This window comes from Streptomyces sp. NPDC059564 (assembly GCF_042735575.1).
Taxonomy (GTDB): domain Bacteria; phylum Actinomycetota; class Actinomycetes; order Streptomycetales; family Streptomycetaceae; genus Streptomyces.
Genome location: NZ_JBHWBP010000009.1, coordinates 1 through 12,894, shown reverse-complemented (window position 1 = coordinate 12,894; position 12,894 = coordinate 1). Strand labels below are relative to the sequence as shown.

The 12,894-nt window shown below is 73.6% G+C and carries 12 protein-coding genes; 6 read left to right on the top strand and 6 right to left on the bottom strand.

The window, feature by feature from the left end; translation table 11 throughout:
- Nucleotides 1-107: 107 nt before the first annotated feature.
- The 3 genes from ACFV0Q_RS03735 (at nt 108) to ACFV0Q_RS03725 (ending at nt 2,387) form a co-directional block, all read left to right on the top strand.
- Nucleotides 108-869, top strand: coding sequence for an SDR family oxidoreductase (locus tag ACFV0Q_RS03735; RefSeq protein ID WP_384999914.1), 762 nt, complete (start codon nt 108-110; stop codon nt 867-869).
- A 61-nt stretch (nt 870-930) separates the two neighbouring features.
- Nucleotides 931-1,818 (top strand): PhzF family phenazine biosynthesis protein, encoded by an 888-nt coding sequence (locus tag ACFV0Q_RS03730; protein WP_384999911.1) that lies wholly within the window; start codon nt 931-933, stop codon nt 1,816-1,818.
- Nucleotides 1,818-2,387, top strand: coding sequence for a GNAT family N-acetyltransferase (locus ACFV0Q_RS03725; protein WP_384999908.1), 570 nt, complete (start codon nt 1,818-1,820; stop codon nt 2,385-2,387). The genes ACFV0Q_RS03730 and ACFV0Q_RS03725 overlap by 1 nt, the downstream gene beginning before the upstream one ends.
- Before the next feature lie 74 nt (nt 2,388-2,461).
- Here ACFV0Q_RS03725 and efeU read toward each other — a convergent pair whose 3' ends face one another.
- From efeU to ACFV0Q_RS03695, 6 genes are all read right to left on the bottom strand, one after another.
- On the bottom strand, nt 2,462-3,325 hold the full coding sequence (gene efeU, locus ACFV0Q_RS03720; RefSeq protein WP_384999905.1) for an iron uptake transporter permease EfeU: 864 nt from the start codon (nt 3,323-3,325) through the stop codon (nt 2,462-2,464).
- A gap of 22 nt (nt 3,326-3,347) precedes the next feature.
- Nucleotides 3,348-4,613, bottom strand: a complete 1,266-nt coding sequence (efeB, locus tag ACFV0Q_RS03715) for an iron uptake transporter deferrochelatase/peroxidase subunit (RefSeq protein WP_384999903.1) — start codon at nt 4,611-4,613, stop codon at nt 3,348-3,350.
- A gap of 28 nt (nt 4,614-4,641) precedes the next feature.
- The gene (gene efeO / locus ACFV0Q_RS03710) at nt 4,642-5,793 is read right to left on the bottom strand and encodes an iron uptake system protein EfeO (protein ID WP_384999900.1); all 1,152 of its coding nucleotides are present in this window, start codon (nt 5,791-5,793) and stop codon (nt 4,642-4,644) included.
- A 175-nt stretch (nt 5,794-5,968) separates the two neighbouring features.
- Entirely contained in the window at nt 5,969-6,874 is a 906-nt protein-coding gene (locus ACFV0Q_RS03705) for a heme ABC transporter ATP-binding protein (RefSeq protein WP_385000067.1), read from the bottom strand.
- 8 nt (nt 6,875-6,882) lie between these two features.
- Nucleotides 6,883-7,977 carry a FecCD family ABC transporter permease gene (locus ACFV0Q_RS03700; RefSeq protein ID WP_385000064.1) on the bottom strand — a complete coding sequence of 365 codons (1,095 nt, stop codon included), beginning with the start codon at nt 7,975-7,977 and terminating at the stop codon, nt 6,883-6,885.
- Between the two features lie 67 nt (nt 7,978-8,044).
- Entirely contained in the window at nt 8,045-9,082 is a 1,038-nt protein-coding gene (locus tag ACFV0Q_RS03695; RefSeq protein WP_384999897.1) for a hemin ABC transporter substrate-binding protein, read from the bottom strand.
- Nucleotides 9,083-9,211: 129 nt separating this feature from the next.
- Between ACFV0Q_RS03695 and ACFV0Q_RS03690 the strand changes: the two genes are divergently transcribed.
- From ACFV0Q_RS03690 to ACFV0Q_RS03680, 3 genes are read left to right on the top strand one after another with little or no spacing between them, the layout of a single operon-like run.
- A complete protein-coding gene (locus ACFV0Q_RS03690) occupies nt 9,212-10,663 on the top strand; it encodes an HtaA domain-containing protein (protein ID WP_384999894.1) in 1,452 nt (483 codons plus the stop codon).
- Nucleotides 10,664-10,720: 57 nt separating this feature from the next.
- The gene (locus ACFV0Q_RS03685) at nt 10,721-12,196 is read left to right on the top strand and encodes an HtaA domain-containing protein (protein ID WP_384999891.1); all 1,476 of its coding nucleotides are present in this window, start codon (nt 10,721-10,723) and stop codon (nt 12,194-12,196) included.
- A gap of 19 nt (nt 12,197-12,215) precedes the next feature.
- On the top strand, nt 12,216-12,866 hold the full coding sequence (locus ACFV0Q_RS03680; protein ID WP_384999888.1) for a PhzF family phenazine biosynthesis protein: 651 nt from the start codon (nt 12,216-12,218) through the stop codon (nt 12,864-12,866).
- The last annotated feature ends 28 nt before the right edge of the window (nt 12,867-12,894 follow it).

Below are 12,894 nucleotides of genomic sequence, written 5' to 3'. Positions count from 1 at the left end.
CGGATCTCCAGTCTATTGATCTGCTTTACGCACCCCTGACCGACCCATGCTCTCAGCTGTCGGAACGTCCGGGACCCGACGTGCGCTGTGACGTAGCCTGCGGCCCCATGAACGCTCGCCTGAAGAAGATCGCTGTTGTGACGGGAGCCGGCTCCGGCATCGGCCGCTCCGTGGCCCTCGCCCTCGCGGGGGCCGGCTGGTCGGTGGCCGTGGCCGGGCGCCGGACCGGGCCCCTGGAGGAGACGGCCGCGGCCGCCGGGGAGGGCGCGGACGTGCTGCCCGTACGGGCGGACGTGAGCGACCCGGACGACGTGGCCGCGCTCTTCGCCGGCGTCCGGGAGCACTACGGGCGGCTCGACCTGCTCTTCAACAACGCGGGCACCTTCGGCCCGGCCGGGGTCCCCCTGGAGGACATCTCCTACGAGGCCTGGCGGCAGGTGGTCGACGTCAACCTGACCGGGTCCTTCCTGTGCGCGCAGGCCGCCTTCCGGATGATGAAGGCCCAGGACCCGCAGGGCGGCCGGATCATCAACAACGGCTCCATCTCGGCCCACGTGCCGCGGCCGAACTCCGTCGCCTACACCGCGACCAAGCACGCCATGACGGGCCTGACCAAGTCCCTGTCGCTGGACGGCCGCCCGTACCGGATCGCCTGCGGCCAGATCGACATCGGCAACGCGGCCACCGAGATGACCGAGCGGATGCGGAGCGGGATCCTGCAGGCCAACGGGCAGCTCGCGGTGGAGCCGGTGATGGACGCCGCCGACGTGGCCCGCACGGTGCTGCACATGGCGGAGCTGCCGCTGGAGGCCAACGTCCAGTTCGCGACGGTGATGGCCACGGCGATGCCGTACATCGGGCGCGGCTGAGGGGCCGGGAACCGCGCCCCGCGAGGGGAATGCCGCGGACGGGCCCCCGGTTGTGCCGATCATGACGACTGACGCGACGCCCGACGCGACGACGACCGCCGTACTGCGCTACACCGCCTTCTCCCGCGACCCCGAAGGCGGCAACCCCGCCGGGGTCGTGCTCGACGCGAGAGCCCTGGACGACGCCGGGATGCTGGCCATCGCGGCGGAGCTGGGCTACAGCGAGACCGCGTTCCTCACCGCCCCGCCCGAGGACCTGGGCGGGGAGCCCGGACGCGCCTTCACCCTGAGGTTCTTCAGCCCGAAGGCGGAGGTCTCCTTCTGCGGGCACGCCACCGTCGCCGCCTCCGTGGCGCTGGCCGAGCGGATCGGCCCCGGCGAGCTCCTCTTCGCGACCCCGGCCGGCACCGTGCCGGTCACGGTGGCCGGGGACGGGGGCGTCCTGCGCGCCACCCTGACCAGCGTCGCACCGCACACCGAGGAGATCTCCGCACCGGACCTCGCCGAGGCCCTGGCCGCACTGCGCTGGCCCGCCGCCGACCTGGACGCCGACTTCCCGCCGAAGATCGCGTACGCCGGGGCCCGCCACCTGGTGCTCGGTGCCGGCAGCCGGGAGCGGCTCGCGGACCTCGACTACGATTTCGGCCGGCTGGAGGCGCTGATGCGGCGCCTGGACCTCACCACCGTCCAGCTGGTGTGGCGGGCCGGGCCGGAGCTGTTCCACGTACGCGACCCCTTCCCGGTCGGCGGCGTCGTCGAGGACGCCGCCACCGGAGCCGCCGCGGCCGCCTTCGGGGCGTACGCGCGGGAGCTGGGCCTGGTCCCCGAGGAGGCCGTGCTCACCCTCCAGCAGGGCGAGGACATGGGCCGCCCGGGCGTCCTGACGGTGGATCTGCGCGCGGGCGACCCCCGCGTCCGGGTCGGCGGCACGGCCGTCCGGATCCCCTGATGCGGCTGCTCTCGTACCCGCAGGAGGCCCTGCCCCCGCCGCTCGCCGCGCAGATCGAGGCCACCGAGACGCGGGTGTGGCCCGGCAGCGCGCCCGGGCACGATCCCGCGCTGCGGCCGCGCGTGCTGCTGCTGGTGGACGACGCCGGGACGGTCGGCGCCTCCCTGGCCCTGCTGCACAAGGAGATCCCCTGCGGGGGCCGGACCCGGCGGGCCGCCGGGCTCAGCGCGGTGGTGACCCGGCCCGAGCTGCGCGGACAGGGGCTCGGCGGCCGCCTGGTGGCCGGGGCCCGCGCGGCCCTGGCCGCCGATCCGGCGGTGGACCTGGCCCTGTTCAGCTGCGACCGGCCGCTGGCGCCGTTCTACGAGGCGGCCGGCTTCGAGCGGCTGCCCGGCACGGTCCTGGTCGGCGGCACCCCGGCCGAGCCGCTGGCCACCGACGAGCCCGGCTTCGACAAGGAGGTGCTGGCGGCGTTCTTCGCCCCCGGCCCGGAAGCCGGCGAGGACCGGGCGGCCCTGACCGGCGGCCGGATACCGCTCCACCCGGGCACGGTCGACCGGCTCTGGTGACCGGCAACGCGAGACGCCCGGCTGCATCCCCGTGAACGTGAGGGGGAGCGGCCGGGCGTCGGACGGATGCGGTGTCAGCCGCGGGGCGGGGTGCCCGCGGACTGCTTCGCCGGGGCCGGGGCGGCGGACCCGCGGCCGGAGCCGGCCGGAGCCAGGAACAGCCCCAGGACGACCACCAGGTACAGGCCCCACACCACCAGCTGGTAGACGGTGGGGTCGGGCTGGAAGTTGAACACGCCCTTGAGCAGGACCCCGTACCAGCTGTCCGGCGGGATCGCCGAGCTGATGTCGAAGGCCTTGTCCCGCAGACCGCCGAGGAACCCGGCCTCCTGCAGGTCGTGGACCCCGTACGCGAGCACGCCCGCGGCCACGATCACCAGCATGCCGCCGGTCCACCGGAAGAACTTCGCCAGGTTGATCTTCAGGGCGCCCCGGTAGAAGAGCCAGCCCAGCAGGATCGCCGTGGCGATGCCGAGCAGCACCCCGATCAGCGGCGCCGAGGAGCCCTCGCCGCTCGCCCGGACCGAGGCCCACACGAACAGCGCCGTCTCCAGGCCCTCACGGCCCACGGCCAGGAAGGCGGTGGCCACGAGCGCGCCCGTGCCCATCGCGAGGGCCGCGTCGAGCTTGCCCTCCAGCTCGCCCTTCAGGTGCCGCGCGGTGCGCTTCATCCAGAAGACCATCCACGTCACCAGACCGACCGAGATGATCGACAGGCTGCCGCCCAGCAGTTCCTGCGCCTCGAAGGTCAGCTCCTGCGTCCCGAAGGTCAGCAGGGCGCCGAACGCCAGCGAGATGGCGCAGGCGATGCCGATGCCGAGCCACACGGGACGCAGCGCGGCCCGGTTCTCCGTCTTCACCAGGTACGCGACGAGGATGCAGACGACGAGGCTGGCCTCCAGGCCTTCGCGCAGGCCGATCAGATAGTTGCCGAACACGGCGTTTCCTCTCCGGCGGGGACTACGCGAACAGCGTCCGGCCCCACCAGTCGTCCTTGTCGCGGACGCCCGGCGGGACGGCGAAGACGGCCGAACCCACGTGCTGGATGTATTCGTTGAGCGCGTCGTTCTTGGCGAGCTGCCGCTGGATCGGCACGAAGCCCTTGCGGACGTCCCGCATGTAGGCCAGGAAGAACAGCCCCGCGTCGAGCCGCCCGAGGCCGTCCGTACCGTCGGTGAAGGAGTAGCCGCGGCGCAGGATCGTCGCGCCGTCGTTGGAGTCCGGGTGCGCGAGGCGTACGTGCGCCTCCGGCTTCATCGCCTTCAAGAAGGGCTCGTCGCGCTCCTTGGACTTGCCGACGGGCGCGCCCTCGCCCTTGTCGCGGCCGAAGACGTCCTCCTGCTCCTGCAGGGAGGTCCGGTCCCAGGTCTCGATGTGCATCCGGATGCGGCGGGCGACCAGGTACGAGCCGCCGGCCAGCCAGCCGCCGCCCTCGTTCGCGCCGACCCACACGTGCTTGTCGAGGGCCGCGGTGTCGGTGCCCGCGATGTTCCGGGTGCCGTCCTTGAAGCCCATCATGTTGCGCGGGGTCTGCGCGTCCGGGGTGGTGGACGAGGTCTTGCCGAAGCCGAGCTGCGACCAGCGCACCGCGACCTTGCCGAAGCCGATGCGGGCCAGCTGGCGGATGGCGTGCACCGCGACCTGCGGGTCGTCGGCGCAGGCCTGGACGCACAGGTCGCCGCCGGAGCGGGCCGCGTCGAGGTTGTCGCCGGGGAAGGCTTCCAGCTCCACCAGGGCCTCGGGGCGCTTGCCCTCCAGGCCGAAGCGGTCCTTGGCGAAGAGGCCCGGGCCGAAGCCGATGGTCAGGGTGAGCCGGGAGGCCTTCAGGCCCAGCGCCTCGCCCGTGTCGTCCGGCGGGGCCTCCGGGAGGCCGCCGAAGCCGCCCTCGCCGACCGGCTGTCCGGCCGTCATCCGGCGGGCCGCCTCGGTCCAGTCCTTCAGGAGCTTGACCAGCTCGGCGCGGTCCTTCGTCTTCACGTCGAAGGCCGCGAAGTGCAGCCGGTCCTGGACGGCGCTCGCGATGCCCGCCTGGTGCTCGCCGTGGAACGGCACGGCCGCACCGGCGGAGGCCGCCGGTGCGATGTCCGAACTGCCGTTGAACGCGGCGACCGCGCCGCCGGCCGCGGCGGCGCCGAGCGCGAGACCGGCTCCGCCCCAGCCCAGCACGGAACGCCGTGAGGGCTCGGTGGCGGTGTCCTCGGGCTCCTGGGACGTCTGGTCGGTCATCTTCGCTCCCACTTCTCCGTGACCGTGATTACTTGGCGACCGCGGCGGCGAGCTTGGAGAGCGGCTCGGCCAGGGCGTTGACCCCGTCCGAGAGCTCCTTGCGCTCAGCGTCGGCGACCTTGTCGTAGGAGGTGAACTCGTACCCGTTCTTGTCGGCGCGGTACTTGTCCAGGAGCGTGCTCAGGGCCGCGAACTGGGTGTCGAGCTGCTTGACCAGCTCCGCGTCGTTCTTCTGGGCGGTCGGCTTGAGGAGCTCGTACGCCTTCTGGGCGCCTTCGAGGTTGGCCTTGAAGTCGACGAGGTCGGTGTGCGAGTAGCGCTCTTCCTCGCCCGTCACCTTGCCGGTGGCGACCTCGTCGAGCAGCTCCTTGGCGCCGTTGGCCATGGAGGTCGGGGTGATCTCCGCCTGGCCGACCTTCTTCTGCCAGTCGGTCAGGTCGGTGATCAGGGTGTCGGCGAGCTTCTTGTCGCCGTCGGTGATCTTGCCGTCCTGGAACAGGGACTTCTCCAGGCGGTGCCAGCCCGTCCAGTCCTTGGCCGGGTCCTGGCCGGCCTCCAGGCCGTCCTCGCGGACGTCGACCTTCGGGTCGATGTCGCCGAAGGACTCGGCGACCGGCTCGGTGCGCTCCCAGCCCAGGCGCGACGGCGCGTACGCCTTCTTCGCCGCCTCCAGGTCGCCGGCCTTCACGGCGTCGGCGAAGGCCTGGGCCTTCGGCAGGGTCTCGTCGGCCTGCTCCTGCGCGTACTTGCGGTACGAGGCGACCGCGGCGTCCAGCTCGGGGCTGCGCTTCTCGCCGCCGCCCTGGCCGGTGGCCTTGACCTGGGTGCGGATGCCGTCACCCTTCATGCCGGGCTTGCAGGCGAACGCGTACTCGCCCGCCTTGATCTCGGCGGTGATGGTGGCCTTGGTGCCCGGGCCGATGTTCTCGCGCTCGGCGACGATGCGGTCGTCCGGGAAGAGCACGTAGAGCTCGGTGACCTTGGAGCCCTTGTTCTCGACCTCGATGGAGACCTTGCCGGCCGGGAACTCCGTCTTGGAGAGCTCGCAGGCGGTGTCCGTCGCGTTCACGTGGATCGCGCCGTCCCCGCCCTTGTCGCTCTTCTCCGCGCAGCCGGTGACGGCGGTGAGTGTGGCGACCACAGCGGCCGCGGCGAGGACGGTGAGACGGGCGGGACGCATGGGGGCTCCTGGCGAGGGTGGAGGCTGAGTGGAGAAGGGGTGGAGCTGGGTGAGGCGGACCTAACTTAACCGAGGCTTACCTGACCGATACCCACTCGTCCAGTGATTCAGCTCTCACCTTCCGACCCCGGACACGAGGCCGTCACGGGTCCTCCATGGCAGCCTCAAGTGCAGGTCAAGCGCTGGTCAAGTCGCCGTCCGTGTTCCGTCCGCCGGAACGGCCGCCGCCCGGCTCCCCCTTGGTCCCTCCCCGTACGGGAACCACCAGCGGGGCCCCGGTGCGCGGGTGCGGGAACACCTCCACCGGCTGCCGGTAGACGCGGGTGAGCAGTCCGTCCTCGAACACCTCGGACGGGGGGCCGGCCACCGCGATCCGGCCGTCGTGCAGGACGGCCGCCCGGTCGGCGTAGGCCGCCGCCAGCCCGAGGTCGTGCAGGACGACGACCACCGCGTCCCCGGCCGCGGCCCGCTCCCGGCAGATCCGCAGCACCAGCTCCTGGTGGCGCAGGTCCAGCGCCGCCGTGGGCTCGTCGAGCAGCAGCAGCGGGGCCCGCTGGGCCAGTACGCGGGCCAGCGCGACCCGGGCCCGCTCGCCGCCGGAGAGGGCGGAGAAGGGCCGCCCGGCGAAACGCGTGACCTCGGTGGCGGCCATCGCGGCGGCCACCGCCTCCTCGTCGGAGCCGGCCAGCGGGGTGCCCGCCCAGGGGGCGCGGCCCATCCGGACCACGTCCGCGACCGGGAAGGGGAAGGACAGTGCGGCCGACTGGGGCAGCACGGCGCGGCGCAGGGCCAGTTCGGGCGCCGACCAGCCGGCCGCGGGGCGCCCGTCGATCCGTACGCTCCCCGAGGCGGCGGGCAGGTCGGCGGCCAGCGCCGAGAGCAGGGTGGACTTCCCCGCGCCGTTCGGGCCGACCAGGGCCAGCACCTCGCCCGCGTGCGCGCTCAGTTCGATCCCGGCGAGCACCTCGCGCTCCCCGAGCCGTACGTGGAGGTCCTTGGCCCGCGCGTAGGCGTCGCCGGGGGCGGGGCGGGCGGGGACCGTCCGCCTGTTCCGGGTGAAGAGGCCGCCGAGGCCGGTCAGCGCACCGGTCACGCCCAGCCTCCTTGTTTGCGGCGGGTGCGGCGCAGCAGCCAGAAGAAGAAGGGGCTGCCGATCAGGGCGGTCAGTACGCCGAGGGGCAGTTCGGCGGGCGCGGCGACCGTCCGGGCGGCCAGATCGCCCGCGGCCAGGACCACGGCCCCGGCCAGCGCGCTGCCGGGCACCAGGAAGCGGTGCCCGGGGCCGTTCGCCATGCGCAGCAGGTGCGGGACGAGCAGGCCCACGAAGGTGATGACCCCGGCCACGGCGACGGCGGCCGCGGTCAGCAGGGCCACGACCAGGATCAGGGCCAGGCGCAGCCGTTCCACGTCGATCCCGAGGTGGCGGGCGGGGCGTTCGCCGAGCGAGAGGAGGTCGAGGCGGCGCGCGTAGAAGGGGGCGACGAGCAGTCCCGCGAGCGCGCAGGGCAGGACGGCGAGCACCTTGGGCCAGGTGGCCTGGGCGAGGGAGCCGAGCTGCCAGAAGGTGATCTGGTTGACCTGGCCGCTGTCCGCGAAGAAGACGAACAGGCCGATGAGGGCGCCCGCGAAGGCGTTGACGGCGATGCCGGTGAGGATCAGGGTGACCACCTCGGTCCGGCCGCCGTTGCGGGACAGCAGGTAGACCGAGCCGACCGTGATCAGCCCCGCGACGAAGGCGCAGGCGGTGATGGTCCAGTTGCCGAGGAAGCCGAGGCCCAGTCCGATGGCGGCGACCGCGCCCACGGCGGAGCCCGCCGAGATGCCGATCACTCCGGGCTCGGCGAGCGGATTGCCGAACACCCCCTGCATCAGGGCGCCGGCGCAGCCGAGGCTGGAGCCGACGAGCAGCGCGAGCACGACGCGGGGGAGCCGTACGTTCCACAGCACGCTCTCCCCGACCCGGTCGAGGGGGGCGCCGCCGAGGCCCGTGCGGTGCTGGACGGAGGCGAGTACGTCGGCGGTGGGGATGCGGTACGCGCCGGCTCCTGCGGAGAGCAGGGCGAGCACCAGCAGGCTGCCGACCAGCCCGGCGGTGAGCCACAGGACCTTGCGGCCGCGCGGCTTCCTGGGGCTCCGCCCCGGACCCCGCGCCTCGAACGCCGGCGGGGCTGTATTTCGGCTGATGCCGTCCGCCTGGTGGGCGCACGAACCAGCCTCGCCGCCGCGCGGGGGATCGTAGGGGAGGGTCACGTCAGGCGCCCTTGCCGTAGAGCTGCGCGACCAGCGAGGAAAGCACCTGGTCCGTACGGGGGCCGTAGTTGAGCAGGACACCGTCGTCGACGCTGACCACCCGGCGGTCCATGCCGGCCGGGGTCTGGGCGACGCCCGGGATCCTGACCAGGCCGTCGATGCCGCCGACCGATGCGAGGCCCTTGGACATGACGAGGATCGCGTCGGGCGCGGCGGCGGCCAGCGCCTCGCTGGTGATCGGGGTGAAGTCCTTGCCGAGTCCGGACTCCTTGCCGGTGTCGACCGCGCCCGCCGCCTCCAGCAGCGAGGCCGCGCCGGAGTCGGAGCCGCCGAGCAGGTAGACGGAGGCGGTGCCGCGCAGGTAGAGGAAGGCCACGCGCGGCTTCTTCGCGGAGGCCGCCGGAACGTCCTTGCGGGCGGCGGCGATCCGGTCCGCGGTGCGCTGCTTCAGCTGCGTGCCCGCGTCCTTGACGCCCAGGGCGGCGGCGACCTCGTCGATCCGTTTCGGCACGTCCTCCAGGGCCTTGGCCGGGGAGACCACCAGGACCGGGACGCCCGCGTCGCGGATCTGCCGGACGGCCTCGCCCGGGCCGGTGGTGGCCTCGGCCAGCACCAGCGTCGGACGCAGCGACAGGACGCTCTCGGCGGAGACGTCGTGTCCACGTGTCACCACCGGCAGGGACGCGGCCTGTTCGAAGGTGGCGGTGATGTCGCGGGCGACGACCTGCCCGCCGAGACCGAGGGTCTGCACGATCTCGTTGAGGCCGCCACTCAGCGGGATGACCCGCTCGGCGGAGCCGACGGTGACCTGCGTGCCGTCGGCCGAGGGAACGGTCACCGGCAGCGCCGGCCGCGGGACCGCCGCGAGGGGTTCCACCCGGTCGGGGAGCGCGGGGGCGCCGTGGGCGGGGGAGGAGCCCGCGGGGGCGGCCGTACCTCCGCAGCCCGTCACGGCCAGTGCCAGTGCTGCCACGGCGAGGGCGAGACGGGGAAGGCGGGGGAGGCGGGGGACGCGGCGTGACGCGGCGGGCGTGGGCACGAAGGCACCGTCCTGATCGGCCGACTGGGAGCTGGAGCGTGGTTTTCCGTCGGCACCGGGGGTTCCCCGCTCGACCGGGATAGCTTAGGTTAGCCTAACTTAAGTTGCTAGACCCTGGAGGGGACCTTCATGTCCGCAAGACCCGCCCGTGCTCTCGCCGTCGCCGTACTGGCGGTCCTGCTCGGTGCCCTGCTCCCGGCCACCGCCGCGCAGGCGGCGGGCCGTGCCGTGCAGGGGGGCCGGCTGGACTGGGGCATCAAATCCTCCTTCCAGAGTTATGTCACGGGGCCTGTCGCGAAAGGCGGTTTCAAGCTGAACAACGGCGCCGCCACCGTCGGGGGCAGCCTGTTCCGCTTCCACTCCGCGACCGGCTCCTACGACCCCGGCTCCGGGGAGTTCAACGCCTCCTTCTCCGGCGGGGTGACCTTCCAGGGCCACCAGAAGCCCGACGGGTCCCACGAGCTCGACATGACGGTCAGCCGCCCCACCGTCCGGATCTCCGGCGGCAGCGGCACCCTCTACGCGGACGTCTCCAGCAAGGCCAAGGACACCGGCGCCGTCACCAGCGAGGAGCAGGTCCCCTTCGCCACGCTCGGCCTCGGCGGCGTGAACACGAAGGGCGGCGGCACCCCCATCGCCCTGAGCGGCATCCCCGCCACCCTCACCGCGCAGGGCGCCAAGGCCTTCGCCGGCTACTACCAGGCCGGCGCCGCCCTCGACCCCGTCTCCCTGTCCGCCGACGTCAAGGACCCGGCCGCCGGTGACGGCGCCCAGCAGCCCCCGCAGCCGCCGAGCGCCCCCGCGCAGGAGCCGCGGACGCAGGGCGGGTTCGCCGACGCAGCCGTGGACTGGGGCGTGCGCCGCACCTTCCGCGAGTACGTCACCGGCTCCATCGGCCAGGGCGAGTGGACCCTGACCGACGGCGCCCAGGACGGCGGCGCGCGGTTCCGCTTCCCACAGGGCAAGGGGACCTACGACGGCCAGAAGGGCACCCTGGACGCCGCGTTCGCGGGTACGGTCCACTTCACCGGCGCCCATCTCGACCTCACCTTCGGCAAGGTGAGCGTCACGATCGAGAACGGCAAGGGCGTCCTGTCCGCCGACGTGACCACCGGCGGGCAGACGAAGGACGCCGTGGCGCTCGTCGCGTTCGACGCCAAGGGCCTGAAGACCGAGGGGAAGCTCGCCACCTTGACCGAAGCCCCGGCCACCCTCACCGAGGGCGGCGCCCAGGCCTTCAACTCCATGTACCGGACGGGCACGGAGATGGACCCCGTCTCCCTCGCCATCGCCCTGGACGCCGACGCGCGGCTGCCGGCCCTGCCCGACCTGGGCTCCACGGCCTCCCCGGCGCCCGCGTCCCCGGCCGCCCCGCCCTCCGCCGCGCCCGTTCCCGCCTCGCCCGTTCCCGCCGCCGCGCGGGCGAAGGACTCCTCGGACACCGGGCTGTACCTCGCCCTGGCCGTGGCCGTCCTCGTCCTGGCCGGCGGCGCGGCCTTCCTGGTCATGCGGGCCCGCCGCACCAAGGCGGCCGGCGCCGCGGCCGCCCCCGGGGCGCCCGCGGCCACCGACGCGCCGTAGCGCCGCCGCCCCGCCCCACCGTCCCTTCCCCTCCCGGACCCTCAGGAGTTCCCACCCATGTCGTCCCACCGTCGCCCGATCGCCGTCGCGGCCGCCATCCTCACCGCCGCGGCCCTCGGCACCACCGCGTTCGTCCTGCCCGCGACCGCCGCGGGTCCCGTCGGGGCCCCGCCGCAGGCCGGCGAGGCTCCGACCGCCCCGATGAAGGTCATCGGCGGCACCCTCGACTGGGGCCTGCTCGCCGACTACCGCGCGTACGTGACGGGCGCGGCCAAGGGCACCATCACCGTCGCCGACGGCGCCAAGGCCAACGCGGACGGCAGCCTGCGGTTCGGCGAGGCCACCGGCGAGTACGACCTGGCCGGCGGCAGCGTCCTGAAGGCGGCCTTCAAGGGCAGCGTCACCTTCTCCTCGCCCGCCCGGCCCGTCGGCCACGGCTTCGAGGTCAAGCTCTCGGACTTCCGCGTCGACACCGGCACCAAGCAGGTCACCGCCGACGTCACCAAGGACGGGAAGACCGACCAGGACGTCCCGCTCGCGAACGTCGCCTTCGGCAAGCCGCCGATGGAGAAGCTGGCGACCGTCCTCACCAAGGAAACCGCGGACGCGCTCGGTGCGACCCGTTACGAGAAGCTGGCCGGCGACCCGCTCACCGTCAACGTCGAGTTCGAGGAGCCCCGGCCCAGCACCTCCCCGAGCACGAGCACCAGCCCGAGCACCTCCCCGAGCACCTCCGTGAAGCCCTCGGTCCCGGCGGACGGCGCGCAGCAGCTCCTCGCGGGCAGGCTGCGCTGGGGCGTGAAGGAGACCCTCCGCTCGTACGTGACCAGCGTGACCCCGGCGGGCGGGGCCGCGAAGGACGGCGAAAGCTTCTCCTTCGCCTTCGGCAAGGGCGAGCTGGACACCAAGAAGCAGAAGCTGAACGTCTCCTTCGAGGGCAACCTGCGCTTCCAGCGCGCCGACCACGGCATCGACATGACCTTCGCCAACGTGCGCGTCAACGCCGAGGGCGACAAGGGGACCCTGGTCCTGGACGTCACCACCCCCGACGGCACCAAGAAGGACGTCCCCTTCGCCGCCCTCAGCCTGCCGAAGACGGACTACAAGACGCAGAACAAGGTCCTCGCCCTGAACGGCGTCCGCGCCGCCCTCACCGCCGAGGGCGCGGCCGCGTTCTCGTACAACGGCAAGCCCATGTACGAGACCGGCGTGCGCCTCGACGACATCAACCTCGCGGTGGGCACGGACAAGGACGTCACCCTCCCGTCCACCGGCGGCACCGGCACGACGGGCGGCACCGGCACCACCGGCACCACCGGAACCACGGGCGGCACCGGCACCACCGGCGGTACGGGCGGCACCACGGGCGGCGCCACCAGCGGCGGTTCGGCCGGCGGCTCCGTCGGCGGGAACCTCGCCTCCACCGGCGCCGAGATCCCGGCCGGAGCCCTGCTCGGCACCTCCGGCGCGGTGATCGCGGCCGGCGCGGGCGCGGTGTACATCGCCCGCCGCCGCCGCACGGCCGGGAACTGACCCGTGTTTGAATGCCCGGGTGAACGATCTCGATGTCATCAAGGTCTTCTGCGCGGGTGACGGCCGGTTCGGCAACCTGCTCGGAGTCGTCCGCGACGGCCGGACCTGCCCGGACGACGCGGACCGGCAGGCCCTCGCCGCCGAACTGGGCTACAGCGAAACGGTGTTCGTCGACGACCCCGAGCGCGGGGTCGTCGACATCCGTACGCCCGGCACCCGGATGTCCTTCGCGGGACATCCGCTGGTCGGCGTCGCCTGGCTGCTCGACATAGAGGAGCTCCAGCCGCCCGCCGGATCCGTATGGGCCCGCGGCGACGGGGAGTTCACCTGGATCACGGCCCGCCCCGAGTGGGTGACCGGCAAGCGCACCGAGCAGTACGCGAGCGCCGCCGAGGTCGACGCCCTGCCCGCCCCGCCGCCCGGCGAGGGCTGGCTGTACGCGTGGGCCTGGGAGGACGAGGCAGCGGGCCGGATCCGTGCCCGGGGCTTCCCGCGCCGCCCGGACGGGGCCATCGCCGAGGACGAGGCCACCGGCTCGGCGGCGATCCTGCTGACGGCCCAGCTGAACCGCGCCCTGAACATCACCCAGGGCGCCGGCTCGCAGATCCTCACCGCCCCGGGCCCCGACGGCACCGTCGAGATAGGCGGCCGGGTCCGCTTCGCCTCGTAGGCGTACGGGGAAAGGGCCGGTCCGGCGC

Bases quoted from the DNA above. Each gene is read 5' to 3' on its own strand.
- ACFV0Q_RS03735 (WP_384999914.1), top strand. From the start codon at position 108: ATGAACGCTCGCCTGAAGAAGATCGCTGTTGTGACGGGAGCCGGCTCC.
- ACFV0Q_RS03730 (WP_384999911.1), top strand. From the start codon at position 931: ATGACGACTGACGCGACGCCCGACGCGACGACGACCGCCGTACTGCGC.
- ACFV0Q_RS03725 (WP_384999908.1), top strand. From the start codon at position 1,818: ATGCGGCTGCTCTCGTACCCGCAGGAGGCCCTGCCCCCGCCGCTCGCC.
- efeB (WP_384999903.1), bottom strand. From the start codon at position 4,613: ATGACCGACCAGACGTCCCAGGAGCCCGAGGACACCGCCACCGAGCCC.
- efeO (WP_384999900.1), bottom strand. From the start codon at position 5,793: ATGCGTCCCGCCCGTCTCACCGTCCTCGCCGCGGCCGCTGTGGTCGCC.
- ACFV0Q_RS03690 (WP_384999894.1), top strand. From the start codon at position 9,212: ATGTCCGCAAGACCCGCCCGTGCTCTCGCCGTCGCCGTACTGGCGGTC.
- ACFV0Q_RS03685 (WP_384999891.1), top strand. From the start codon at position 10,721: ATGTCGTCCCACCGTCGCCCGATCGCCGTCGCGGCCGCCATCCTCACC.